A 24,923-nucleotide genomic window follows, 5' to 3' on the forward strand; every position below is an offset into this window, starting at 1 on the left:
TCATGTATAACTTTTGCTAAAATAGGTGCACAATACAATTAGAGTACTAGCGGATGTCTAAAACGCGTGTAATTTATCCTGGAACATTTGACCCTATCACAAATGGGCACGTTGATTTAGTTACTAGAGCATCAAGAATGTTTGATGAGGTCGTAGTAGCGATTGCAATTGGACATCATAAAAATCCTTTGTTCAGTCTAGAAGAGAGAGTTGCACTGGCACAGTCATCATTAGGCCATCTATCAAATGTTGAATTTGTAGGTTTTGATGGTTTATTGGTTAATTTTTTCAAAGAACAAAAGGCTACAGCAGTACTTCGCGGTTTAAGAGCAGTATCTGATTTTGAATATGAGTTTCAATTGGCTAATATGAATCGCCAGTTGGACCCACATTTTGAAGCCGTGTTTTTAACACCTTCCGAACAGTATTCTTTTATTTCTTCGACGTTGATTCGAGAAATTGCACGCTTAAAAGGTGATGTAACCAAGTTTGTTCCGCAAGCTGTGGTTGAAGCTTTTGAGCGTAAACATCAACAAGGTTGGTAAAGTGTCGTTATATATCACCGATGAGTGCATAAACTGTGATGTTTGTGAACCAGTTTGCCCAAATGAAGCTATTTTTATGGGTGAAGTGATTTATGAAATTAATCCAGATTTATGTACAGAGTGTGTTGGTCCCCATGACCAGCCACAATGTCAATTATTTTGTCCAGTCGACTGTATTCCTAAAGATCCGCAGCATGAGGAAACGGAAGAACAGCTATTAGACAAATATAAAAGATTAATTGCTCAAAAAAGCACAAGCAATTAGTGAATAAATTTGTTAATATGCGCCCTCGAAGTGAGCCGGATGGTCGCTGCTGTGGAGGTCTCCGTGACTGAAGCAGGAGAGGAAAGTCCGGGCTTCATAGGGCAGGGTGCCAGGTAACGCCTGGGCGGTGAAAGCCGACGGAAAGTGCAGCAGAGAGTAGACCGCCTCATTCGTGAGGTAAGGGTGAAAGGGTGCGGTAAGAGCGCACCGCGTGTCTGGTAACAGTTCACGGCATGGCAAACCCCACCAGAAGCAAGACCAAATAGGAATCCTAGGTGCGGCCCGTACTGGATTCGGGTAGGTCGCTTGAGCGTATGAGTGATTGTACGCCTAGAGGAATGACCATCCTCGACAGAACCCGGCTTATAGGCTCACTTCACCTCATTTTATTTAAAATTTTTCTTGACGTGCGGTAAAGAAGCTAAGATAATGCGCGCACAGTTTACGGCTATGTAGCTCAGTTGGTTAGAGCACCGCACTCATAATGCGGGGGTCACAAGTTCAAGTCTCGTCATAGCCACCATTTTACAGACCACGCTCCTGCGTGGTCTTTTTTTATGCTTATTTTTTGATTAAACACAGTTTGTAAAGACGAACACGCGGCTTTACTTGATGAATTAAAGCAAAAACATCCAGAGCACGTATTTAGTTATGTTGATTCAGAAGGCAGCATGCTTAACTTAGACGAATTAATTTCATCGCAACCAAAAGGCACACATGTATATGTATGTGGACCTAAACCTATGATTGATGCGGTGATTGATTGTTGTAACAAGCACCGTTACCGCGATGAATACATTCACTGGGAACAATTTGCCTCAACAGTTCCAGAAGATGGTGAAGCATTTACGGTGGTACTTGCCAAATCTAATCAGGAAATTGAAATACAAAGTAACCAGACTATTTTACAAGCTATTGAGACATTAAATATTGATGTGGAATGTCTATGCCGAGAAGGGGTTTGTGGTACATGTGAAACCGCTATCTTAGAAGGTGAAGCAGAGCATTTCGATCAATACTTAAGTGATGCCGAAAAGGCTTCACAAAAGAGCATGATGATTTGTGTATCAAGAGCAAAAGGTAAAAAACTAGTATTAGATCTTTAATATATTTCTGTGGCCGATCAATTGCTTAAAGTATGAATTTGCTAAAAAATGAACAAATAATGATAATCTGAATCATATTTGTTCATTTGGTGGGCATTAAGAGTTTTGAAGTATTGACCTGCTATACAGAACTATAGATAATGCGCACACAGTTTACGGCTATGTAGCTCAGTTGGTTAGAGCACCGCACTCATAATGCGGGGGTCACAAGTTCAAGTCTCGTCATAGCCACCATTTTAAAAACCACGCTCCTGCGTGGTTTCTTTTTATCTATTTTTTACTCACTAAAATGTTTTTCAATCATATCGAGTGTTTTTGAGCTTTGATAAAAAGGAGCTAGGAGCGCTTGAAGCAACGGTTCCAAAATACCGTGCTCATTAAAGGCATCCATAACCTTTGGATAAAAACGTAAAGCTTCAGTTTGTAAATCGGTTTCGGTTAAACCAATCTCACTTAACACTTCAAATAGACTTTGGTCTTTATAAAAATCATAAAAAACTTCGACGCCATACAAAATAAGATCTTGCATAAATTGCGATTGACGTAATTCTTTCCAGTATTCATAAATTAAGACAAAGAACTCTTCCACATCGAGAGGAGTGAGCTGTTTCATAAACTCATACATTTTTTTATGTCTAATATCTTCCCAGATATGACGCACCAAGCTTTCTAAATCTTCCGCCGACAAAAGACTTAATTCTGTAAGTTGTTCATGAATAAAACTAGCAATCCAAGTTTCAAGTTTATGCTCGAGACGTTGTTGCTGTAAAAACGAGAATTTTTTAAGTTTATGTTGCCATTCAAAATGGTAGTCATTCACTTTAGTGGCAGTTAAAAGTTTTGGTAATTTTTGTTCTAAGGTTGAAGTAGCAATATATTGGCAAAGTTGTTGAACAGAAGGGCTGGTTCTTAAAAACTCATTCAGATATTGAGGAATATGCTCCATTTCCAAAAACTTGGAAAGCCACATTTCAAACTGGTGATCGGATACCAAGTCTTGTAGCTGAATTGGAGATTTCATGGCAGATAAATAAATACGCTGTGCAATTTCCCCAATAAACTCAAGTAAGCCTGCACCCAGCTGCATTTCAAAAGCATAGCGTTTCACAACGGCTTGTAATTGTTCTAAATCTACAACTTCATAAAGTTTAATTTCGTCAGCATGTTGCATAAACAGTTGAATGAACTGCTGGAAATAAATAGGTGAGTTTTCTATCGATAATTGTTTTTTGAAAAATTCCACCTGCTCAAGCAAAAGTGCTTGAGCAAGTGCTGTGGTTTTTGATGAGTTTTTCTGCTCAGTCATTCGCTGTCCAACCGTTGACAATCGGATAACGTCGTTCGCGACTAAATGCACGAGAAGTAATTCTCGGGCCAATCGCACCTTGACGACGTTTGTATTCATTACGATCAACTAAACGGATGACTTTTTCAACAACTTCTTTATCAAAACCTTTGGCAATAATGTCTGCCTGACCTAAATCTTCTTCAATGTATGCATAAAGGATAGCATCCAATACCTCATACGCTGGTAAAGAGTCTTGGTCTTTTTGATCTGGACGGAGTTCTGCTGAAGGTGGGCGAGTAATCACACGCTCAGGAATAACTGGAGTTTCACTTAAGCTATTACGGTATTTTGCTAATTCAAACACGATTGTTTTATAAACATCTTTGAGAACAGCAAAGCCACCCACCATGTCACCGTAAAGTGTGCAATAGCCAACAGAAAGTTCAGATTTATTACCTGTAGAAAGGACTAAATTACCAAACTTGTTAGATAAGCCCATAAGTAATGTGCCACGAGCGCGCGCTTGTAAATTTTCTTCAGTCGCATCGGCTGGTGAATTACCAAAGAACGGATATAAAGTTTGCATGAAGCTATTTACGATTGAGTGGATTTCGGCAATACCGAAAGTCACGCCCATACGGCGAGCTTGTTCAGCTGCATCTTCTACACTAATTTGAGAGGTGTAAGTATAAGGCATCATCACGGCTTGAACTCTTTCAGCACCGATTGCATCAACTGCAATAGCGAGCGTAAGGGCAGAGTCAATACCGCCAGAAAGACCTAAAATTACTCCAGGAAAACCTGAGCGCTCTACATAGTCACGTGTTGCCATGACTAAGCCTTGATAGATCTCTGCAAAAGTTTCCAATGCAGGAGCAGACTCGGTGACCTTATATAATTTTGTATCGCGGTCAAATTCAGCTATATACAGGTCTTCTTTAAAGCTTGGCGCTTGTAAAGCAATTTCACCATTTTGGTTGCTGACAAAACTTGTACCATCAAAAATTAAATCATCTTGTCCACCGACTTGGTTGACATAAACAATGTTTAAATGAAGTTGTTTTGCAAGTTCACTTAATGTTTGCTTACGATGCTGTGGTTTACCCACTTCATATGGGGATGAATTAAGCACAAGTACAGTATCAACATTTAATTGGCTTAATTGTTTTACTGTATTGATTGACCAGATATCTTCACAAATGAGTACACCAAACTTATGACCTAAGTACTCAAATACCAAGTGCTGATGGCCTTTTTGGAAATAACGTTTTTCATCAAAAACGCCATAGTTTGGCAAGTTATGTTTATTGAAGACACCTAAAACTTGGCCATCTTTCATGACAGCAGCTGAATTATAACGTTGACCATCTTCTGTCTGGTTTACGAAGCCGAAAACCATCACAATATCTTTAACTTCGCTAAGTTGAGCAAAAGCCTTTTGCATACGTTTATTTAAATTTGGACGTAACAATAAGTCTTCAGCTGGATAACCAATCACAGAAAGCTCAGGAAAAATAATCAGGTCAGCATCTTGTTTTTTCGCCTGATTTGCTTGCTCAATCATCTTTTGGGTGTTTGAGTCAATATTGCCAATATGCGGAGAAAACTGAGCAAGGGCAACTTTAAAACTTTTCATTCAAACCTAATCCTAGATCATAACGAATATAAATACACATAGTGTTGATTTTTATGAATATAATTTTTCAACGATGTGTATAGCACGATAATAAACAAGTAAAATAGTAAACAAAAATGTCAAGATCAATAATATATACCAATCACATATTTTCTGCGTAAAAATAACGAGATTTTCTGTATACAATAGAAACAAGCTTCATTATTTTTATTGTTTGTATACTGCCTTAACACTCCAAATTTTGGAATAAGTTTTTATACTTATTTTCAATAATTTGACATTAATAAACTCAGATCTCAACTTTATTTTCATATTTTTTTGTTTATAAATTTTCTACCAGTAAGTTAGCAAAAAAATTACGTAGAAGACGATCTTGATTATTTAGTTACAAATCAAAGTGAGGTGAACAAATAATATTTGGCAGTTTACCTGAGCAGATATCTCTAGCAATTTCTCCTTGCTGCTCAATATTGTAAGAGCTAAAAGCTTTCTGAGGATGGTAAGTGTATTTATATGGGTTGTAATATTTAAAACTCAGATAGTAGGCCGTTTGCAGTAAGGCACCTTTTAGTAGTACATGAATACCTCGTTGGTATTGCATGACATGAGCCAACTCATGAATAAAAATGCCTTGTATGAATTTAGACTCTAGCGCGTAATTACTACTGTAGTCAGAAAGATTGACATAAATATTTCCATTTGGCGCCATCAAAATTCCATGAGATTGCCAAGGTAAGTAACGAGTAGCAATAATTTTAGGTCGTTCGCAATCTAGCAAATCCCCAAACACCCTTTGCGCCAAAACCTTTTCTTCAGGCGTAAGAAATCGAATTGGATAGCTTTTTAAGTGACGAAAAATAAAAAGGGTGAAAATAATAAATTGCCGATATATGAGAAGTTTAAAAGCGTTGAGAGTGAACATAGTTTTGCTAGTAAATAAGTTCATCTGTTAATTTGTAGCATAACATACATCAACTATGTTGAAAGACAGACGCGCAAATAACTGTGATTTGTTTCGCATGCGGTAGTTAGGCTGTTTTACTTGGCAAATCTTCCATTTTTAATATCATCATAGGCTTGTAAAATCTCATCATAAGTATTCATTACAAATGGACCATGACCATTAATCGGTTCTATGATGGGTTGTCCTGTCAAAATAAGTAACTTACAACTTTGTAAAGCCGTAATAGAGAAATGCTCTCCTTGGTTTGACATCACTGCTAAACCTTGTTCCTCTAGGACTTCTTCATCTTTTTGAAATTGTACTCGGCCTGAACGTAAATAAACTAATGTTGTTTCGCCAGATTGAGCAGGGAAAATGGCTTGCTGACCTGCGCGGAGCTCTACATCTAATAAGGTAATAGGTGTGTGAGTAAGCGCGGGTCCTATAACATGATTAAACCGCCCGGCAATAATACGTACAAATCCAGCCTCATTTTCCAGTTTTACCACTGGTATTTCAGCTTTCTTTAAACTTTGATAGCGTGGAGAATTCATTTTATCTGCTGCTGGTAAATTGACCCAAAGCTGGATCATTTCAAAAGCACCGCCAGATTTAGAAAATTCTTCACTAAACAATTCCCGATGAATTACACCAGCGCCTGCTGTCATCCATTGCACATCGCCAGCACTTATAGACCCACCTCCGCCAGATGAATCTTTGTGTTCCAATTCACCTGCATAAACAAGTGTTACCGTTTCGAACCCACGATGGGGGTGATCATTGACTCCTCTACGTTTTATAGACGGTGCAATTTTTCCGGGGCCTAAATGGTCGAGTAGTAAAAAGGGGGAGAGTGTATTACCTAACTCATGGTAGGAAAAAACAGAAAGAACTGGATAAAAATCGCCGACTGCAAAACGAGTATCGTTACGATGAATAAAAGCCAGACTTTTCATGCTTTATCCTTACTGTTTATTGAATTTATAAAAAAGATGAGGTGTTTTTATAAGAATGTATCAAGATTGCTGTAAAAGTCTTTTGCTCGGAAAAATAAATTATGAATAGGTTAAGCCAGTGAAATGAATAAAAGAATTCAGTTAAAAATCTTAGATAATAAAAAACCCCAGTTAAAACTGAGGTTTTACGACAACTAAAATCACAACAGCAAATAAAATTAAGGTTGGCATTTCATTGAAAAAACGCCAGAACTTATGTGATTTATAGTGAGCATTTCCAATAAGCTTTTTGCGATAGTAACCACAAACTAAATGATAAATTACTAATAAAGCCACTAATCCAACTTTTAAATAGAACCATGTGGCTTCATGGTAATGTCGAGTTGCATCGCCCCAGTCTACGAGAAAATGGGCGGTAATTAATGTGGCAATCATAGATGGCCACATAATACCTCGATACAACTTACGTTCCATCACTTCAAAGCGTTGATGACTTGCCGCATCCTCACTCATTGCATGGTAAACATAAAGACGTGGTAAGTAGAACAAAGCAGCGAACCAACAAACCACAGCAATAATATGTAATGCTTTTACCCACAAAAAAGCATCAGAAGGTGCATCCATCGTTAATCCTAGGTGGGATTATGCATCCCACTTCTTGAAAATTAGGCAAGCGTTTACACCGCCAAAGCCAAAACTGTTACTCATTACAGTATTCAATTTTGCATCACGTTTTTCAAGCACAATATCAAAACCTTCAGTGCCATCATCAAGCTCAGTCACGTTAATGTTTGGAGCAATAAAGTCATTTTGAAGCATTAATACAGAGTAAATTGCTTCATGAACACCAGCAGCACCCAAGCTATGACCAGTCATAGATTTAGTTGAGCTTAAAGGTGGAACTTTACCTTCACCAAAAGCACGTTCCATTGCTTTAAGTTCAGTAACATCACCAGCTGGTGTAGAAGTACCATGGGTATTTACATAGTCAATTTTTTCTACGCCGTGTTGTTTTGCTTCTTCAAGAGCCATCAAGATACAACGAGTCGCACCTTCACCGCTTGGAGCAACCATGTCTGCACCGTCACTGTTCGCAGCATAAGCAACAACTTCAGCAAGAATTTTTGCACCACGTGCTTGAGCATGTTCAAGAGATTCAAGAACAACGAAACCGCCACCACCAGCAATAACGAAACCGTCACGGTCTTTTGAATATGGACGAGATGCTGTTTCAGGTGTGTCGTTGTATTTAGAACATAAAGCACCCATAGCATCAAACAATAAGCTTTGAGACCAGTGATCTTCTTCACCACCACCAGCAAGCATAAGGTCTTGTTTACCAAGTTGAATAAGATTATATGCATAACCAATTGCATCTGCAGAAGTTGCACAAGCACTTGCGATTGAGTGAGCAATACCTTGAAGTTTAAATGCAACACCCACGTTTGCAGTAATTGTGTTTGTCATGTTACGTGGAACGAAGAAAGGACCAACTTTACGAGCACCTTTAGTTTCTAAAAGCTCAGTCATTTCTACAACAGAAGCAGTTGAACCACCACCTGAACCGCCAGCAATACCATAACGTGGATTATCTGCTAAATCTTCTGCTTTTAAGCCAGCATGTTCAACAGCGGCAACAGCAGAGTTATAAGCGTACATTGCACATACGCCCATGAATCGTTTTAATTTACGATCAATATTGTCAAAATCTTGTTCTGCAGCAGCGCTGACATGACTCTTAAAATTGAGTTCAGCATAAGTTGGGTTAAAACGTGTCCCGGAGATTCCATTTTGAAGTGAGTGAGTAACTGCTTCTAAAGAGTTACCGATACATGAGTTAATACCCATACCAGTGATTACAACACGTTTCATCTACAGGTCCCTTTATGGTGATATTTAAAGTCTATGAACATGAGCAGCTATTAAATGATAGGAGAATATAGCTGTAAGAACATTAGACATATGTTTTCGTTGTTACCATGATAGCAGAAAGGTTTTTTATTTCTTATGGCAAATCTTTATGTCAATTTTGCATTTAAAAAAAATAACCAAATACACAGTATGTTGCATTTAGGGTTAACTAAAATACACACATTCAAGTTGAGATAAATCCACATTCCACCTAGTATTTATCTCTAATTAGATAAATTAAAAAATCGAGGTACTGGATGACAAAATTTAATAATAATCAATCTGACAATTTGTTTTCTCAGGTCTTCGGAGTGGCTAAAAAGCTCAGTTCTACTGGTTTAAACATCTTGCAGCAAAGCCAAATAGGTGAGGTTAGTAAGTTGGCTGAGCCACTTGCAAGTGGTAAAACAGTAGAAGGTAATGCTAGAAGTAAAAGTCCTTTTGAAGTGGAACAGTATGAAAGTCCACAACAAATGTTACGTGAACATTTACCTAAAGTTACGCGTCAGGTGTTTGGTCGTCATTTTAGAAAGGTCAATGGTATTGCGACATTTATTTCGCCTGACTGGAATGAAAAAATATCGAGCTATTTATTTGATTGGCTAAATGACTTTAGTTCAAAAAGTACGCTGACTGAAAAAATCTTAGAAGAGGCGGGAGCAAAAGACCTATTTGAGCTGACTAAAGATACTTCACGTTCACAACGTTTAAGTCAGGCTTTAATTGAACAAAATAAACTAATTGCAAGTATTCAAGGTGCAATTACAGGTGTATCGGGTATGGTCGGTGCAGCCGTAGATATTCCAGTTTCTTTAGTATTGGTCTTAAGAACAATTTATCAAACAGGACGATCACACGGATTTGATTTGACTGAAGCCACTGATCAAGATGTCGTTGAATTTATTTTTAAAGAAGTTGATATTAGTCTGATTGCAGAGAAGCAGACAGTGCTTTTAGCACTTAAAGCTTTACGTAATATGTTAGAAACACAAGATATTCAACAGTTTCAGCAAGTACTTGGGTCTTCAAATGATATTGAAACTTTAAAAAGCTGGTTAGTCGATGAAAATGGTGAGTTCAAATGGAGCTGGTTAAATAAAGTTCCTCAACTTGCTGCGGTTGGCAAGTTTACTCCAGTTGCTGGTGCAGTACTTAGTGCTGTTTATAGCTGGAAGTTACAAGAAGACGTAGGCCATAAAGCACAAGCTATTTTTGGTGCAGCACGACATTATTTAAATGAACACCCAAGTGAGCATTTGTCACCATTACAAGCTTACTATGCTGCAGTAACTCTTATTCAAAAGGCAAGTCCGCGTCTTTTAAATGTTGGAGAAAATGGCAGTGTTCATGCAACACAACATCATAAAATTGAAAATCATGATGTAATTTCAAAAGTATCTGTTGTGGTCAAATCTAATACTTCTGAAAAAAGTGAAGAAAAAGTGCAAGAAAATGTTCATAACGGTATCGAGCAGCTTGCAGAAAAACATGTGGTTGAGCATGAACACAGTGAACAAAAACCAGCATTAGAAATTGAAAATGATGAGGTTGTAGAGGATCAAAAGTACTCTTAACAATACAATTACAAAGACAGGGTTTGAAAATTAAGTTTCAGCCTTATTTAAATTTGTAAATCATCCTGTCAAACATTGATATGGTCAACATTTGGTAAGTATTGCCATGTTGACCATTTTTGCATCTTGGCTTACAATTATGTGCCCTTAAAAAGAGGTATTTTCTTTTTAAGGTTTTTTAATAACGGGAGAATTGCCATATGGCAACAACGAATCAGTTGATCCGTAAGGGTCGTACGACTTTGGTTGAAAAATCCAAAGTTCCTGCGTTGAAGGCTTGTCCACAACGTCGTGGTGTTTGTACACGTGTTTATACAACTACACCAAAAAAACCTAACTCAGCTATGCGTAAGGTTTGCCGTGTTCGCTTAACTTCAGGTTTTGAAGTATCTAGCTACATCGGTGGTGAAGGTCATAATTTACAAGAGCACAGTGTTGTTCTTATCCGTGGTGGTCGTGTTAAAGACTTACCAGGTGTACGTTACCATACCGTTCGTGGTTCTTTAGACTGTGCCGGCGTTAAAGATCGTAATCAATCACGTTCTAAATACGGTACTAAGCGTCCTAAGAAGTAATTCTAGGAAACTAGTCCAAAAGCCCTTTAGCGTTTCGCTTGTTTGAATTCTTCATAGATTTGTAATTCAAGCGACGTATAGTAAGGCCAGCGTCGTGTACATGACACTTGTACAAACTGCTGGATTATCCTGAAGTGTCATATTATTAGGTGTATTAAAATGCCAAGACGTCGCGTAGTCGCTGCTCGTGAGATCCTTCCAGATCCAAAATTTAGCAGCCAAACAATCGCTAAATTCATGAACCACGTAATGCAAGATGGTAAAAAATCTATTGCTGAAAGTATCGTTTACGGTGCTTTAGAACGCGTTCAAGAAAAAAACAAAGTAGACCCAGTTGAATTTTTCGAGACTACTCTTGAGAAAGTTCGTCCTATGGTCGAAGTAAAAGCACGCCGTGTTGGTGGTGCTACTTATCAAGTACCTATGGAAGTACGCCCATCCCGTCGTACTGCCTTAGCAATGCGTTGGTTAGTAGATGCTGCTGCTAAGCGTTCTGAAAAAACTATGGCTTTACGTCTTGCTGGCGAGTTGCTTGATGCAGCTGAAGGCAAAGGTGCCGCGATCAAAAAACGTGAAGACGTGCATCGTATGGCAGAAGCTAACAAAGCCTTCTCTCACTACCGTTTCTAAGCGGATAAAACAGTCCCTAATCAGGAGAATACTCATGCATACAGTAGCTAGATTCAACATTGCTCTCTACCAAAGTGGGGGCTTTGCGGGTATTTAAGTTGCCCCGTTTGAGTATTCGTGCGCATCAATTTAATTGATGCGCCCTGTTTTAAAGATAACATTTAGGAATGTAGACATCATGGCTCGCCAAACCCCAATTACTCGTTACCGTAACATCGGTATCTCTGCGCACATTGACGCAGGTAAAACAACTACAACTGAACGTATTTTGTTCTACACAGGTGTATCTCACAAAATTGGTGAAGTACACGACGGTGCAGCAACAATGGACTGGATGGAACAAGAGCAAGAGCGTGGTATTACAATTACCTCTGCTGCTACAACTTGTTTCTGGTCTGGTATGGCTAACCAATTCCAACAACACCGTATCAACGTAATTGATACACCGGGACACGTAGACTTCACAATTGAAGTTGAACGTTCTATGCGTGTTCTTGACGGTGCGTGCATGGTTTACTGTGCAGTTGGTGGTGTACAGCCTCAGTCTGAAACTGTATGGCGTCAAGCAAACAAATATAAAGTGCCTCGTTTAGCATTCGTGAACAAGATGGACCGTACTGGTGCAAACTTCTTCCGTGTTGTTGAACAAATGAAAACACGTTTGGGCGGTAACCCTGTGCCAATCGTTGTGCCAATCGGTGCTGAAGACACATTCCAAGGTGTTGTTGACCTTATCGAAATGAAGGCAATCATCTGGGATGAAGCTTCTCAAGGTATGAAGTTTGAATACGGTGATATTCCTGCTGACCTAGTTGATACTGCTCAAGAATGGCGTACTAACATGGTTGAAGCAGCTGCTGAAGCTTCTGAAGAATTAATGGACAAGTACCTAGAAGAAGGTGATCTTTCTAAAGAAGACATCATCGCTGGTTTACGTGCTCGTACATTAGCTTCTGAAATTCAAGTAATGCTTTGTGGTTCTGCGTTCAAAAACAAAGGTGTTCAACGTATGTTGGACGCTGTAATTGAATTCTTACCATCACCTACAGAAGTTAAAGCGATCGAAGGTATCCTTGACGATAAAGACGAAACTAAAGCGTCTCGTGAAGCATCTGACGAAGCTCCGTTCTCTGCACTTGCGTTCAAAATCATGAACGACAAATTCGTAGGTAACTTAACATTCGTACGTGTTTACTCTGGTGTTCTTAAACAAGGTGATCCGGTTTATAACCCAGTTAAAGCTAAGCGTGAACGTATCGGTCGTATCGTGCAAATGCACGCGAACGAGCGTCAAGATCTTGATGAAATCCGTGCAGGTGATATCGCAGCGTGTGTAGGTCTTAAAGACGTTACAACTGGTGATACATTATGTGATGAGAAAAACATCATTACTCTTGAGCGTATGGAATTCCCAGAGCCAGTAATTTCATTGGCTGTAGAACCAAAAACTAAAGCAGACCAAGAAAAAATGTCTATCGCTTTAGGCCGTTTGGCGAAAGAAGATCCATCGTTCCGTGTTCGTACTGATGAAGAATCTGGTCAAACAATTATTGCTGGTATGGGTGAGCTTCACCTTGACATCATCGTTGACCGTATGAAGCGTGAATTCGGTGTTGAAGCGAATATCGGTAAACCAATGGTTGCTTATCGTGAAACGATTAAGAAAACTGTTGAGCAAGAAGGTAAATTCGTACGTCAAACAGGTGGTAAAGGTAAGTTCGGTCACGTATATGTTCGTTTAGAACCGCTTGACGTTGAAACTGCTGGTAAAGAATACGAATTCGCTGAAGAAGTTGTTGGTGGTGTAGTACCTAAAGAATTCTTCGGTGCAGTTGATAAAGGTATTCAAGAACGTATGAAGAATGGTGTCTTGGCTGGTTACCCAGTTGTAGGCGTTAAAGCTGTTCTTTTCGACGGTTCTTACCACGATGTCGACTCTGACGAATTATCGTTCAAAATGGCTGGTTCTTATGCCTTCCGTGATGGTTTCATGAAAGCGGATCCTATCCTTCTTGAACCTATCATGAAAGTTGAAGTAGAAACTCCAGAAGACTACATGGGCGATATCATGGGTGACTTAAACCGTCGTCGTGGTATGGTTCAAGGTATGGACGATCTTCCTGGTGGAACAAAAGCAATTAAAGCAGAAGTTCCTCTTGCTGAGATGTTTGGTTACGCGACTCAAATGCGTTCTATGTCTCAAGGTCGTGCGACTTACTCAATGGAATTTGCTAAATATGCTGAAACTCCACGTAACGTGGCTGAAGGCATCATTGCTAAATTCCAAGCTGGCGGTAAAAAAGGTGACGACGAGTAATCTTTCGATTACTATAAGCCCTAACTAATTCTTAGTTGAAAACCAAGTGCTCATGGGGTGACCCTCCATGAGTAGTTAATAAAGGAAGATCATCATGGCTAAAGCCAAGTTTGAACGTAATAAACCACACGTAAACGTGGGTACAATCGGTCACGTTGACCATGGTAAAACAACTTTAACTGCTGCGATTGCAACTATTTGTGCAAAAACTTACGGCGGTGAAGCGAAAGATTACTCGCAAATCGACTCAGCACCTGAAGAAAAAGCACGTGGTATTACAATTAATACTTCACACGTAGAATACGATTCTCCAATTCGTCACTACGCACACGTTGACTGCCCGGGCCACGCCGATTACGTTAAAAACATGATCACTGGTGCTGCTCAGATGGACGGCGCGATCCTTGTATGTGCTGCGACTGACGGTCCAATGCCACAAACTCGTGAACACATCCTTCTTTCTCGTCAGGTTGGTGTACCTTACATCATCGTATTCTTAAACAAATGCGACCTTGTTGACGACGAAGAATTACTTGAATTAGTAGAAATGGAAGTTCGTGAACTTCTTTCTACTTACGACTTCCCAGGTGATGACACTCCAGTAATCCGTGGTTCAGCTCTTGCTGCTCTTAACGGTGAAGCAGGTCCTTACGGTGAAGAATCAGTTCTTGCTCTTGTAGCAGCTCTTGACTCTTACATCCCAGAACCAGAACGTGCTATCGACAAAGCATTCTTAATGCCAATCGAAGACGTATTCTCAATTTCTGGTCGTGGTACAGTAGTAACAGGCCGTGTAGAATCTGGTATCGTTAAAGTTGGTGAAGAAGTAGAGATCGTTGGTATTAAAGATACAGTTAAAACAACTGTAACTGGCGTAGAAATGTTCCGTAAACTTCTTGACGAAGGCCGTGCAGGCGAGAACTGTGGTGTATTACTTCGTGGTACTAAGCGTGAAGACGTACAACGTGGTCAAGTACTTGCTAAACCAGGTACAATCAAGCCGCACACTAAATTCGACGCAGAAGTATACGTACTTTCTAAAGAAGAAGGTGGTCGTCACACTCCATTCTTAAATGGTTACCGTCCACAGTTCTACTTCCGTACAACTGACGTAACTGGTGCGATCCAGTTGAAAGAAGGCGTTGAAATGGTAATGCCAGGTGACAACGTTGAAATGTCAGTAGAATTAATCCACCCAATCGCAATGGACCCAGGTCTACGTTTTGCGATCCGTGAAGGTGGTCGTACTGTAGGTGCTGGTGTTGTTGCGAAAGTAACTGCATAATCACTTTTCAGTGAAAAAAGCGCTCCTTTTGGGGCGCTTTTTTTATGTTTAATTGTTCGACAATTCAATAGAAAGCTGGCCTTAACTGATACTTCAATGTCCCTATTTGCACTTAAGCCTTTTTATTAACTTTGTATGATAAGAATCAAGAAAACGAACAATAAAGTTTAAGTAACTACGGTTACTAGCAAGGAGCTTTCACTATGAACGCTAAAGTAAATATTACGAATCGTGCCGGAGCAAGCTTTCCTGTACGTCGTATGAACTTTGACTTTAATGATGTACCAGAATACTGGATGAATGGTTCTGCTGGCCTTACACATTTTATGACAGCATTATCAGCACTATTTCCTGCTGGTGAAAAGTTCTTTATTGATAGTGTACGTGCGGTGCGTTATCACCCAGCGATTAAAAACAATGAAGAGCTACAAAAAGAAATTAGTGCTTTCATTGGTCAAGAGGCTATGCATACTCAAGAACATGTGAACTTTAATGCATCTGCACAAAAGTTCGGTCATGATGTAGAGTCGTTGGAAAAATTTACTGATACAGCTATTCAGACTGCGCGTAAAACTTTTGCAAAGATCGTAAAACCATTTGGTATGACGCAAGAAATGGTAGATTTAACTGCGACTACGGCTCTTGAGCATTTTACTGCAACGATTGCATCTCAGCTTTTAGTTAATACTCATATTCAAGAGCTTATGACAGACAAAACAATGTCAACTATGTGGTATTGGCATGCAATAGAAGAAAATGAACATAAAGCCGTTGCTTTTGATGTATACGAAGGCGTATTTGGCAAAGGTGTTAAAGCTTATGCATTACGTACAAGTTCACTTGTATTTGCGATGGCGCTTATTTTCGCAATTCAATCTTCGTTTGTACTCCGTCTTTTAAGAGAAGATAAAAAATTAAACTTAGATGAATTGTCTGTGATTTATAAATATGGTTATAGCCCGTCGAAAGGCATTATTACGGGTATGGCTAAAGAGATGTTGGCTTATTTTAAACCAGGCTTTCATCCTAATGATTTAGATACAGTTAGCCTATTAAAATCATGGAAAGCCAAACTTGGACTTTAAATTAAAAATAAAGTGAAAAGGACTGTTAGCAGTCCTTTTTTATTGTCTTGAAACCACTGCTCGTTTTTAAAATTGATATATGTTCATTTTGCTCCAGAAAGGGGCTAGTGATGACCTCATCTGATAATTTGCTGTCCTCATCTGCACTTAAATAGCGCTTTCAAAGGCGTATTATTATAAATATTAAGAAAATAAATAAGGATATAAGTGAATTGATGGTTCACTTAAAGGAGTCTGACATGAATGCTAAAGTAAATATTTCTAATCGTGCTGGAGCAAGTTTCCCTGTACGTCGTATGGACTTTGAATTTGCTCAAGTCCCACGTTATTGGGCAAATTACGATGCAGGATTAACTCACTTTATGACAGCATTATCGGCTCTTTTTCCTGAAGGCGAGCAGTTCTTTGTAAATAGTACACGTGCAGTACGAAATGATCCAAAGCTTGCTGACCCGGCTCTTCAAAAAGAAATAAGTGCTTTTATTGGTCAAGAAGCTATGCATTCTAAAGAACATTTAGCATTTAACGCTTCTGCGCAAGCGTATGGATATGATGTTCGCAAAATGGAAAAGCAAACAGGTACAGTTATTAAAATGGGTACAGCAGTTGTAACCAAGTTAATGAAACCTTTTGGCTATACTAAAGAAATGATTGATTTGACAGGTACTTGTGCTTTAGAACATTTTACATCGACGATTGCCGCTGAACTTTTACAAAATCCTGAAATTCAGGCCATGTTCCAAGATGACACCATGTATCACTTATGGATGTGGCACGCAGTAGAAGAAAATGAACATAAAGCTGTTGCGTTTGATGTGTATACAAGTATGTATGGGCAAGGGCCAAAAGCTTATTTTATGCGCTCAACCGCTTTAATTATTGCGATGGCCTTAATCTTCGCAACTCAATCTTATTTTACTGCTAAGTTACTTAAGACTGATGAAAAATTAACATGGAAAGATACCAAATACATGCTTAAGTTCATGTATGGCCGTAAAGGTTTTATGACCCGTCAAATTCCAGAATTATTAGATTTCTTAAGACCAAAATTTCATCCAAATGATTCAGATACGACAGCTTTATTGGCCACTTGGCGTGAAAAGTTAGGGCTTTAAAAAAACTGTCCGGAAAAAGAGCAATTTAATTGCTCTTTTTTTTTACTCGTTTTTTCTATTTAAGTTTCTATAATACGTTTACTTTGAAATCTAAAAATGTGCTGAAACTCATGATCCGTACTATGCAAGCCTCCGATATTGATAGTGTTGCCCAAATTGAGAAGCTTGTTCAAACACACCCATGGTCTAGGCAGCAATTTCTAGAATCTGTGAACTCTTATCAGTGTACGGTAATTGAGTTAAATAATAAGGTCGTCGGTTTTTGTATTTTACAACCTGTGTTAGATGAAGCGAACTTATTGCTTATGGCAATTGATCCTCAAATGCAAGGTAAAGGTTTAGGATATCAATTGTTGGAAACCTCGATTGAGCGGTTAGAAAATCAACCTGTACAAATTTTTCTAGAGGTTCGTGAAAGTAATAAAGCAGCCATTGGTTTATACGAAAAAACAGGTTTTCATCAAATTGATGTGCGTCGCAATTATTACCCAACTCAAGAGGGTGGGCGTGAAAATGCCGTTATTATGGTAAAAAGCTGTACCGACGATTTTGCGTCTTTATTCTAAAATGGCTGTCTTGTTGTTTTAACAACAAGACAAAATCACATTATTGAATAATTAAATTATTCCATTCAGAAGGTAACGTTGTCATGAGAGAGTTACCTAACTGATTAATCTCCTCTGGCGATAATGATCTATTTAAGCGGCGCCATTGCCCATCTAATAAAAGTTCTAGTGGAGTATATTGAGATTTATAATTCATTTTGGCTGAGTGAGGTACCCAATAGCCTAAATAAAGATATTCTAAACCAAGTGATTTTGCATATTCGATCTGATTCAAAATTGAATAAACACCTAAAGATCTGCGGTGCTCGTCTGGGTCGAAAAATGTATAGACCGCAGATAATCCATCATCCATTAAATCACATGTAGAAACGCTAATAAGACGATTGTCTTTCCATAGCTCTAAGAAGAAACTATCTGTACAACTATGAACTAGGAATTTTTCAAATTGATCTAAACTTGGCGGAAACATATCACCATCGGCATGGCGCTCGTTAATGTAACGTTCATATAAATCATAATGAATTTGTGCAGCTTGCCGTGTTGGCAGAACAGTCATGGTAAGGTCTTGATTCCGCTTCCATGCTTTTTTTTGCATACTGTTCATTTGGAAGTCGGCAACTGGAACACGACAAGACAAACACTGTCTGCATAAATGACATTCAGGACGATATACAAAGTCACCACTACGACGAAAACCTAATCGCGATAACTCTGAAAGAGTCACCACATCAATGCGATGAATCGGGTCTAAAAAGACCATACGTGCTGACTTATTTTCTAAATAGCTGCAATCGTGAGGTGGAGTAATATAGTACTGCAGATCATTTAAAAGGGACTTCGGGTGATATGATTTCATGATTGGTCCCTCCTGTTATCATTCCATTAATTTTGCATTTAATGCTATTCTTTTACTTGAAAATACACGTTCTTGATACTTTTTCCAATTGATAGAGGGGTGAATAATTACATCTTGTAACGATTTAAGATATTCCTGCCGAGAAAGTGTACAAGCCCCCAAGCTAATTAAGTGACTATTTACCAGTTGGCAGTCGACCCAAGGAAGCTGATTTTCTTGACCGATTAACATTAAAGTATAAAAAGCCATTTTAGAAACATCGGTTTGAGAACTAAACATAGACTCGCCAAAACAACCCTTACCAATCGTAACTCCATATAAACCGCCTACCAGCTGTTTGTCTTGCCAAACTTCTATGCTGTAGCCATAACCTGAATTAAACAACGCGCAGTAACCTTGAATAATATCTTCGCTAATCCACGTTTCGTTAGCATAACTTCGAGGTAGTGAACATGAACGAATGACTTGTTCAAAAGCACGGTTTACCGTAATGGTGTAATCGTGCTTTTTCATGTTCCGAATGAGCGATTTACTTGGCTTATAGTTTTGAGGGTAAATTACACAGCGTGGTTCAGGACTCCACCAACAAATAGGTTCATCTTCATTAAACCAAGGAAAAAGTCCGTGAGTATATGCTTCATAGAGGGTAGAAGGGGAGAGGTCAGCACCAATACAAATTAGACCATGACCATCTGGATCGGCTTCCTCTGGATCTGGAAAAATATATTGAGATAGAGGTAGTATATTCATAAAACTAAAATAATGTGTGCTTAAGGGTTATGCTATAAAAATTAATTTGAGGCAGCCAGCAATTATTATAAATGATAAAAAAACAGCCGTTTTATAACGGCTGTTTGAAATATCTAAACTTAAAGATTATCTAGATATTTTTCTGCATCTAATGCTGCCATACAGCCTGAACCAGCTGAAGTAATGGCTTGACGGTAGATACTGTCAGCAACATCACCCGCAGCGAAAACACCTGCTACAGAAGTTGCTGTTGCATTACCTGAAGTACCGCTTTGTACTTGAATATAGCCATCACGTAAGTTTAACTGGCCTTCAAACATTCCAGTGTTTGGCTTATGACCAATGGCAACGAATAAGCCTTGAACTTGTACATCTTGTTTGCTTTCATCTTTTGTAGATTTTAAGCGAACACCTGTTACGCCAGTATTGTCACCAAGGACTTCTTCAACTTCATGATTCCAAATAATACTAATCTTGCCTTCTTTTTCTTTAGCAAATAAGTGATCTTGTAAAATCTTCTCAGAGCGTAAAGAATCGCGGCGATGAACCAGTGTTACATGTTCAGCAATATTTGATAAATAAAGCGCTTCTTCAACAGCGGTGTTACCACCACCTACAACCATTACTTTTTGGTTTTTATAGAAGAATCCATCACATGTTGCACATGCGCTCACGCCTTGGCCCATAAACTTTTGTTCAGACTCTAAACCAAGATATTGAGCTGTCGCACCAGTTGCAATAATTAATGCATCACAAGTGTACTCATCCATATCACCTTTAAGAACAAAAGGACGTACATTTAAGTCCACTTCATTAATATGGTCATAGACGAGTTCAGTACCGAAGCGTTCAGCATGTGCTTGCATACGGTCCATTAAAGCAGGACCAGTCAAACCTTCAGGATCGCCCGGCCAGTTGTCAACTTCGGTTGTCGTTGTAAGTTGGCCGCCAAGTTGTAAACCAGCAATAAGTGTTGGTTTAAGATTTGCACGTGCTGCATATACAGCTGCACTATAACCCGCAGGACCAGAACCGAGAATAATTAACCGAGAATGACGAGCACTCATTGAGGGTATCCTTATTTATTTCGAGAATTTTGAAAATTATACGTGAAATTGCCGACCAATAGCGTGAAATCAATGTGGATAATATTGATCAGGACAATCGAATTAAGTTATATAACAATATAGAAGAGCCTTATGTTAACAACAACTGTAAAGAATCATGCACCTTTTTTGTAAGAACAGGTGCATAATATAAAGTTCATTCGTTGAAGATCTGAAATGTAGGTCTTCACATCTCTAAACCAATAATTAAATGGGTTACAGGACAGTATATGACTGCGGTGTCAAGTGTTTATGCACAGCGCTTATTGATGACATTATTCTTGGTCTCTTTTGGTATTTATATGTTTCTGGCGACAGTAACGTATACGCCATTTGATCCGGGCTGGATGCATATTTCAAGTGATACTCAGCAAGTATCCAATGCAAGTGGTATTGCCGGTGCATGGATTGCAGATTTGCTGTTTGGCTTTTTAGGTTGGGCAAGTTTACTTATTCCAATTTTCTTATTTGTTGAAGCTATTCAAGTCTGGTGGCCGCATAGTTTTCTAAACCGTCCATTCCGTTATGCTGCTCAGTTCTTCTTAATTCTTGTTGTGTCTAGTTTGCTTTACTTACACTGGAATGTACCTGCAGATACTTTAGATAATGCGGCAGGGGGGATTATTGGTTATGAATTAGGGCAGAGTTTATCTCAACTGTTAACAATTTATGGTGCGACCTTATTTTTATTGGTTTTCGGAGTGGTATTGTTCACTTTGGCATTTGGGGTGCAGTGGAGCAAAACATGGGTTACGCTCAAAGCAATGCCGAGTTATTTACAAGATTTATTCTATAAGAATGTATCGCCAAATGAATCTGCTTATGATTTAACTACACAGCCTGCAAATAAAACAGCAACGGTAAAAGTTGCCGAGATGCCTAAAGCTGAAGTTAATGATGAAGCAGAGCTAAATGTTCAGCCAGAAAAAACTCAAGCCAAAGCTAGCTCTACACGACACGATGAAATGGCGGAGCGTTTATTTGCCGATGTGTTAGCGAAAGAGCAAAGTCAGTCTGAAACTGTTGAAGAAAAACCAGCGCCTCAGCCAGAAAACTTTGAGCGTACGCTTGAACAAGCTCAACAGCTTAAAAAAGACAGTGAGCGTTTAGTAGCGACAGGTGAGGTTTGGCGTGCCCTACAGCGCGATGATGCAAGTCATAAGCAAGAAATTGATGCACTGTTAAGAGCTGCGGATGATTCAAATGAACATCCAAGTCATGAGCAATTCCAAGAAACGGCTTATCAGGCTAAACAAGCACAACCTCAAGCATCGAATATTCATCAAGGCTTAGATTGGAATGATGATGAGATTTTTGATGAATTGCTTGCAGCAGTTCCAAATAGTAAAACTGCTACTGATGTACATACTCCGTTCGTTCAAGATCATCATGTTGAATCAGCAGTAGCACCGCAAGCACCTCATACATCAGTTGAAACATCTGTACCTGTATCGAATTTAAATCAGTCACCTAAAAACTTATCAAATGAACAAGTATTTGATGATTTCGATGATTTATTAATTGATGAAGATATTGCTCCAGCACCTCAATCGGTCAAAGCAAGTAGCTATGCGCAATCTTCAGCATTTGTAAAAGCTCCTATTCAAACTACGATTGGTGCAGAGAAGCTTTCAAAAGAAGAATTTATTGAAGCTTGGCAAGAAACTGCTGGAAAGCCAGAAGACAATCTTGAGGATGAATTCGATTTTGATGCGCCATTAACAGATGCATCAGGTCGACCAATGTCGCGTGCAATGCAGGTAGCCAAAAAGCGTTTAGATTTACCAACATTACCGGGCTTTGAATTACTTGATAAGGTTGACCCAAATAAGAAAGTTAACTTTACCGAAGAGCAGCTTTCGCGTTTGTCTGAATTGCTTGAGATTAAATTACAAGAATTTAATGTGAAGGCGCAGGTTGTTGAAGCTCAGCCGGGTCCAGTTGTTACACGTTTTGAATTAGATTTAGCACCGGGTGTGAAAGCATCTAAAGTGACTAATATTTCCCGTGACTTGGCGCGCTCAATGTCTATGGCATCAGTACGTGTTGTGGAGGTTATTCCGGGTAAACCATATATTGGTATTGAAGTACCAAATAGTGCCCGTGAAATGGTACGTTTAATTGAGCTGTTGGAAACACCAGCATATCGTGACCCAAGTGCTCTGATTAGTATGGCAATGGGTAAAGATATTTCGGGTAATCCGGTACTAACAGACTTGGCAAAAGCACCGCATATGTTAGTTGCGGGTACAACTGGCTCGGGTAAATCTGTTGCCGTTAACTCGATGATTTTGTCGATGTTACTTAAATATACGCCAGATCAATTACGTTTAATTTTAATTGACCCGAAACAGCTTGAATTGGCTAACTATAACGATATTCCGCATTTATTAACGCCTGTAGTCACTGACATGAAAGATGCAGTTAGTGCATTAAACTGGTGTGTAAATGAAATGGAACGCCGTTATAAGCTTATGTCGTTCCTTAAAATTCGTAAGTTAAGTGACTACAACCGAAAAGTTGAAGAAGCAATTGCGAATGGAGAAGACTTGATTGATCCAACATGGAAACCAAGTGATTCAGCGACACAAGAGCGTGCACCTCGTTTAACGCCATTACCATCAATTGTGATTGTGGCAGATGAGTTTGCCGACATGATCATGCAGGTAGGCAAGAAAGCAGAAGAAATGATTACGCGTTTGGCGCAAAAATCTCGTGCTGCTGGTATTCACCTATTGCTTGCAACTCAACGTCCATCGGTAGATGTCATTACAGGTCTTATTAAAGCCAATATTCCAACGCGTGTAGCTTTACGTGTAAACAGTAAAATCGACTCACGTACTATTTTGGATGCAGGTGGTGCAGAAGACTTGTTAGGTCATGGTGATATGCTGTTCTTAGGGCCAGGTAAGATTGAGCCAGAACGTGTACATGGTGCATTTATTAGTGATGATGAAGTTAACCGAATCTGTGATGCATGGCGTGAACGTGGTGAACCAGACTACGTAGATGAGATCTTAACACCATTTGATGAAGAGCCAGCTTCGCGTGGCTTTGAAGAGGGGGATGGTGCTTCAGACCGTGATGCACTTTATGATCAATGTGTATCGTTTGTCCTAGAAACTCGTAAGGCCTCTACATCATCATTACAGCGTAAGTTTAGCTTAGGTTATAACCGTGCTGCACGTATTATCGACCAAATGGAAGAGAACGGTATTGTCAGTGCTATGGGCGCCAATGGTAAGCGAGATATTTTAGTTTAATATCTACATTTAAAATTAAGCCTCTTCGGAGGCTTTTTTATGGTTAAAAATAATCATTATTCAGTGGTAGTTTGAGATTTTATCAAATAGTAAAAAATGCTAATGTGTGCTTCTAAATAAAAAACAATGAAACAAATCAGGAGGACAACATGTTAGTTGCATTAATTACGTTAGCTTTTATTCATTTTTGTGCGCTTATTACTCCAGGGCCTGATTTTTTTCTGGTATCACAGACCGCAGTGAGCCGCTCTCGTAAAGAAGCCATGTTGGTTGTGGCAGGGATAAAAGCAGGGGTTATGTTTTTGGCCTTTTTTGCATTGATGGGCTTAAATATTATTTTTGAGAAAATGGCTTGGTTAAAGCAAGGGTTACTCATCGCAGGTGGTTTATACCTATGTTGGTTAGGCTATCAAATGTTGCGTTCAGCATTTTCAAAAGATCAGCAGCAAGAGGTTACAGCTGTTGAGTTGCCTAAAGCACCTTACTTATTTTTTATGAAGGGATTACTCACCAATTTATCGAATCCTAAAGCCGTGATTTATTTTGGTAGTGTATTCTCTTTATTTTTAGCTAACCCTCATCTTGATCAAGTTCATTGGTTGCTTTTTATTATTGTGTCGGTTGAAACGATTTTATGGTTCTGCTTTGTGACTTTTATTTTCTCATTACCGAGTTTCAGAGTGGCTTACCGTAATTTTTCAAAATGGATTGATGGGATTTCAGGTGGTATTTTCACCGTGTTTGGTATTTTCTTGATTGGAAACCGGTAAATCCAGACAATAAAAAAAGCCTCTTAAAGAGGCTTTTTTTATTCTTAAGCTTAAGCAAATTTTGCTAAAACTTCTAAAAACGGCGCTGATTGACGCGGAAACTTAGCAATCACGTCATGAATGCGTTCGCCTTCAGGATTTGTTGCATTGATATCTCGCCCATCTGCAACGAATTTAGTCAAAAGACGTTCATAGTCATTTGGACGCATATGTTTGAAAGCATGGTAGAGCACATGAAAGTCTGCGTTCACACCATTTGGAGGAAGTTGGTTGAGGTAGGCAAAAACACGCTCATCGGACCATTCTTCATTGAAAGTTGCTGGCTGTGATAATGCCATGACAATCTCCTCATTTTAAAAAAGGCAAAATAACTTGCGTTAT

At 39.0% G+C, this 24,923-nt stretch carries 22 protein-coding genes, 2 tRNA genes, 1 other RNA gene and 1 pseudogene; 16 read left to right on the forward strand and 10 right to left on the reverse strand.

Features of this window, described 5'->3' with window-relative positions; genetic code table 11:
- The first annotated feature begins 53 nt into the window (after nucleotides 1–53).
- The 6 genes and pseudogenes from coaD to J678_RS11155 all read left to right on the forward strand — a co-directional run bounded on the left by coaD (nucleotide 54) and on the right by J678_RS11155 (nucleotide 2,150).
- The gene (gene coaD / locus J678_RS11140; protein ID WP_000047853.1) at nucleotides 54–545 is read left to right on the forward strand and encodes a pantetheine-phosphate adenylyltransferase; all 492 of its coding nucleotides are present in this window, start codon (nucleotides 54–56) and stop codon (nucleotides 543–545) included.
- A 1-nt stretch (nucleotide 546) separates the two neighbouring features.
- Complete coding sequence (locus J678_RS0104125) at nucleotides 547–810, forward strand: YfhL family 4Fe-4S dicluster ferredoxin (RefSeq protein ID WP_031966937.1); 264 nt, start codon at nucleotides 547–549, stop codon at nucleotides 808–810.
- Between the two features lie 27 nt (nucleotides 811–837).
- Nucleotides 838–1,192: RNase P RNA component class A (gene rnpB / locus J678_RS11910), an RNA gene on the forward strand.
- 64 nt (nucleotides 1,193–1,256) lie between these two features.
- A tRNA-Met gene (locus J678_RS11145) sits at nucleotides 1,257–1,333 on the forward strand.
- 70 nt (nucleotides 1,334–1,403) lie between these two features.
- Nucleotides 1,404–1,916 (forward strand): annotated as a pseudogene (cntB, locus tag J678_RS11150) (carnitine monooxygenase, reductase subunit CntB); the annotation flags it as partial.
- Nucleotides 1,917–2,073: 157 nt separating this feature from the next.
- A tRNA-Met gene (locus tag J678_RS11155) sits at nucleotides 2,074–2,150 on the forward strand.
- A gap of 43 nt (nucleotides 2,151–2,193) precedes the next feature.
- On the opposite strand, the gene J678_RS11160 is transcribed toward J678_RS11155, so the two are convergent.
- From J678_RS11160 to J678_RS11185, 6 genes are all read right to left on the reverse strand, one after another.
- On the reverse strand, nucleotides 2,194–3,222 hold the full coding sequence (locus J678_RS11160; RefSeq protein WP_017393375.1) for a hypothetical protein: 1,029 nt from the start codon (nucleotides 3,220–3,222) through the stop codon (nucleotides 2,194–2,196).
- Nucleotides 3,215–4,840: an NAD+ synthase gene (locus J678_RS11165; protein ID WP_017393376.1), complete on the reverse strand. Its 1,626-nt coding sequence runs from the start codon at nucleotides 4,838–4,840 to the stop codon at nucleotides 3,215–3,217. Before J678_RS11165 ends, J678_RS11160 begins: the two co-directional genes overlap by 8 nt.
- Nucleotides 4,841–5,225: 385 nt before the next feature.
- The gene (locus tag J678_RS11170) at nucleotides 5,226–5,786 is read right to left on the reverse strand and encodes a hypothetical protein (protein ID WP_017393377.1); all 561 of its coding nucleotides are present in this window, start codon (nucleotides 5,784–5,786) and stop codon (nucleotides 5,226–5,228) included.
- A gap of 92 nt (nucleotides 5,787–5,878) precedes the next feature.
- Nucleotides 5,879–6,739, reverse strand: coding sequence for a pirin family protein (locus J678_RS11175; protein ID WP_017393378.1), 861 nt, complete (start codon nucleotides 6,737–6,739; stop codon nucleotides 5,879–5,881).
- Between the two features lie 171 nt (nucleotides 6,740–6,910).
- Nucleotides 6,911–7,363, reverse strand: coding sequence for a protoporphyrinogen oxidase HemJ (gene hemJ / locus J678_RS11180; RefSeq protein ID WP_002050435.1), 453 nt, complete (start codon nucleotides 7,361–7,363; stop codon nucleotides 6,911–6,913).
- 18 nt (nucleotides 7,364–7,381) lie between these two features.
- Nucleotides 7,382–8,611, reverse strand: coding sequence for a beta-ketoacyl-ACP synthase II (locus J678_RS11185; protein ID WP_002050356.1), 1,230 nt, complete (start codon nucleotides 8,609–8,611; stop codon nucleotides 7,382–7,384).
- 296 nt (nucleotides 8,612–8,907) lie between these two features.
- Between J678_RS11185 and J678_RS11190 the strand changes: the two genes are divergently transcribed.
- The 8 genes from J678_RS11190 (at nucleotide 8,908) to rimI (ending at nucleotide 17,797) form a co-directional block, all read left to right on the forward strand.
- Nucleotides 8,908–10,224 carry an EcsC family protein gene (locus J678_RS11190; RefSeq protein ID WP_017393379.1) on the forward strand — a complete coding sequence of 439 codons (1,317 nt, stop codon included), beginning with the start codon at nucleotides 8,908–8,910 and terminating at the stop codon, nucleotides 10,222–10,224.
- A gap of 200 nt (nucleotides 10,225–10,424) precedes the next feature.
- On the forward strand, nucleotides 10,425–10,799 hold the full coding sequence (gene rpsL / locus J678_RS11195; protein WP_002050319.1) for a 30S ribosomal protein S12: 375 nt from the start codon (nucleotides 10,425–10,427) through the stop codon (nucleotides 10,797–10,799).
- A gap of 159 nt (nucleotides 10,800–10,958) precedes the next feature.
- The gene (gene rpsG, locus J678_RS11200) at nucleotides 10,959–11,429 is read left to right on the forward strand and encodes a 30S ribosomal protein S7 (RefSeq protein ID WP_001138055.1); all 471 of its coding nucleotides are present in this window, start codon (nucleotides 10,959–10,961) and stop codon (nucleotides 11,427–11,429) included.
- Nucleotides 11,430–11,607: 178 nt separating this feature from the next.
- Entirely contained in the window at nucleotides 11,608–13,746 is a 2,139-nt protein-coding gene (gene fusA / locus J678_RS11205) for an elongation factor G (protein WP_002050327.1), read from the forward strand.
- 94 nt (nucleotides 13,747–13,840) lie between these two features.
- A complete protein-coding gene (tuf, locus tag J678_RS11210; protein ID WP_002157016.1) occupies nucleotides 13,841–15,031 on the forward strand; it encodes an elongation factor Tu in 1,191 nt (396 codons plus the stop codon).
- 203 nt (nucleotides 15,032–15,234) lie between these two features.
- Nucleotides 15,235–16,116 carry a metal-dependent hydrolase gene (locus J678_RS11215; RefSeq protein ID WP_004710249.1) on the forward strand — a complete coding sequence of 294 codons (882 nt, stop codon included), beginning with the start codon at nucleotides 15,235–15,237 and terminating at the stop codon, nucleotides 16,114–16,116.
- A gap of 239 nt (nucleotides 16,117–16,355) precedes the next feature.
- Complete coding sequence (locus J678_RS11220) at nucleotides 16,356–17,231, forward strand: metal-dependent hydrolase (protein ID WP_016805376.1); 876 nt, start codon at nucleotides 16,356–16,358, stop codon at nucleotides 17,229–17,231.
- Nucleotides 17,232–17,341: 110 nt separating this feature from the next.
- Nucleotides 17,342–17,797 (forward strand): ribosomal protein S18-alanine N-acetyltransferase, encoded by a 456-nt coding sequence (gene rimI, locus J678_RS11225; protein WP_002052080.1) that lies wholly within the window; start codon nucleotides 17,342–17,344, stop codon nucleotides 17,795–17,797.
- A 40-nt stretch (nucleotides 17,798–17,837) separates the two neighbouring features.
- Here rimI and J678_RS11230 read toward each other — a convergent pair whose 3' ends face one another.
- The 3 genes from J678_RS11230 to trxB form a co-directional block, all read right to left on the reverse strand.
- A complete protein-coding gene (locus tag J678_RS11230) occupies nucleotides 17,838–18,653 on the reverse strand; it encodes an arginyltransferase (protein ID WP_017393600.1) in 816 nt (271 codons plus the stop codon).
- Between the two features lie 18 nt (nucleotides 18,654–18,671).
- Nucleotides 18,672–19,403 (reverse strand): leucyl/phenylalanyl-tRNA--protein transferase, encoded by a 732-nt coding sequence (gene aat / locus J678_RS11235; RefSeq protein ID WP_017393601.1) that lies wholly within the window; start codon nucleotides 19,401–19,403, stop codon nucleotides 18,672–18,674.
- 119 nt (nucleotides 19,404–19,522) lie between these two features.
- Nucleotides 19,523–20,470: a thioredoxin-disulfide reductase gene (gene trxB, locus J678_RS11240; RefSeq protein WP_002052068.1), complete on the reverse strand. Its 948-nt coding sequence runs from the start codon at nucleotides 20,468–20,470 to the stop codon at nucleotides 19,523–19,525.
- Between the two features lie 269 nt (nucleotides 20,471–20,739).
- Here trxB and J678_RS11245 point away from each other — a divergent pair, with 269 nt between their 5' ends.
- Nucleotides 20,740–23,772 carry a DNA translocase FtsK gene (locus J678_RS11245; RefSeq protein WP_004710242.1) on the forward strand — a complete coding sequence of 1,011 codons (3,033 nt, stop codon included), beginning with the start codon at nucleotides 20,740–20,742 and terminating at the stop codon, nucleotides 23,770–23,772.
- 149 nt (nucleotides 23,773–23,921) lie between these two features.
- On the forward strand, nucleotides 23,922–24,542 hold the full coding sequence (gene rhtC, locus J678_RS11250; RefSeq protein ID WP_032027310.1) for a threonine export protein RhtC: 621 nt from the start codon (nucleotides 23,922–23,924) through the stop codon (nucleotides 24,540–24,542).
- A 50-nt stretch (nucleotides 24,543–24,592) separates the two neighbouring features.
- Here rhtC and J678_RS11255 read toward each other — a convergent pair whose 3' ends face one another.
- Nucleotides 24,593–24,880 carry a PA4642 family protein gene (locus J678_RS11255; RefSeq protein ID WP_001218560.1) on the reverse strand — a complete coding sequence of 96 codons (288 nt, stop codon included), beginning with the start codon at nucleotides 24,878–24,880 and terminating at the stop codon, nucleotides 24,593–24,595.
- Nucleotides 24,881–24,923: the final 43 nt, after the last annotated feature.

Source organism: Acinetobacter sp. 1424608, from assembly GCF_000588255.1.
Lineage (GTDB): Bacteria > Pseudomonadota > Gammaproteobacteria > Pseudomonadales > Moraxellaceae > Acinetobacter > Acinetobacter nosocomialis.

Coding starts and splice junctions, on each gene's coding strand:
- J678_RS11185 (WP_002050356.1), bottom strand. CDS start 8,611: ATGAAACGTGTTGTAATCACTGGTATGGGTATTAACTCATGTATCGGT.
- J678_RS11170 (WP_017393377.1), bottom strand. CDS start 5,786: ATGAACTTATTTACTAGCAAAACTATGTTCACTCTCAACGCTTTTAAA.
- trxB (WP_002052068.1), bottom strand. CDS start 20,470: ATGAGTGCTCGTCATTCTCGGTTAATTATTCTCGGTTCTGGTCCTGCG.
- J678_RS11255 (WP_001218560.1), bottom strand. CDS start 24,880: ATGGCATTATCACAGCCAGCAACTTTCAATGAAGAATGGTCCGATGAG.
- rimI (WP_002052080.1), top strand. CDS start 17,342: ATGATCCGTACTATGCAAGCCTCCGATATTGATAGTGTTGCCCAAATT.
- aat (WP_017393601.1), bottom strand. CDS start 19,403: ATGAATATACTACCTCTATCTCAATATATTTTTCCAGATCCAGAGGAA.
- J678_RS11215 (WP_004710249.1), top strand. CDS start 15,235: ATGAACGCTAAAGTAAATATTACGAATCGTGCCGGAGCAAGCTTTCCT.
- fusA (WP_002050327.1), top strand. CDS start 11,608: ATGGCTCGCCAAACCCCAATTACTCGTTACCGTAACATCGGTATCTCT.
- J678_RS11175 (WP_017393378.1), bottom strand. CDS start 6,739: ATGAAAAGTCTGGCTTTTATTCATCGTAACGATACTCGTTTTGCAGTC.
- rpsG (WP_001138055.1), top strand. CDS start 10,959: ATGCCAAGACGTCGCGTAGTCGCTGCTCGTGAGATCCTTCCAGATCCA.
- hemJ (WP_002050435.1), bottom strand. CDS start 7,363: ATGGATGCACCTTCTGATGCTTTTTTGTGGGTAAAAGCATTACATATT.
- J678_RS11220 (WP_016805376.1), top strand. CDS start 16,356: ATGAATGCTAAAGTAAATATTTCTAATCGTGCTGGAGCAAGTTTCCCT.
- rhtC (WP_032027310.1), top strand. CDS start 23,922: ATGTTAGTTGCATTAATTACGTTAGCTTTTATTCATTTTTGTGCGCTT.
- J678_RS11160 (WP_017393375.1), bottom strand. CDS start 3,222: ATGACTGAGCAGAAAAACTCATCAAAAACCACAGCACTTGCTCAAGCA.
- rpsL (WP_002050319.1), top strand. CDS start 10,425: ATGGCAACAACGAATCAGTTGATCCGTAAGGGTCGTACGACTTTGGTT.
- J678_RS11165 (WP_017393376.1), bottom strand. CDS start 4,840: ATGAAAAGTTTTAAAGTTGCCCTTGCTCAGTTTTCTCCGCATATTGGC.
- tuf (WP_002157016.1), top strand. CDS start 13,841: ATGGCTAAAGCCAAGTTTGAACGTAATAAACCACACGTAAACGTGGGT.
- J678_RS11245 (WP_004710242.1), top strand. CDS start 20,740: ATGACTGCGGTGTCAAGTGTTTATGCACAGCGCTTATTGATGACATTA.
- J678_RS11230 (WP_017393600.1), bottom strand. CDS start 18,653: ATGAAATCATATCACCCGAAGTCCCTTTTAAATGATCTGCAGTACTAT.
- J678_RS11190 (WP_017393379.1), top strand. CDS start 8,908: ATGACAAAATTTAATAATAATCAATCTGACAATTTGTTTTCTCAGGTC.
- coaD (WP_000047853.1), top strand. CDS start 54: ATGTCTAAAACGCGTGTAATTTATCCTGGAACATTTGACCCTATCACA.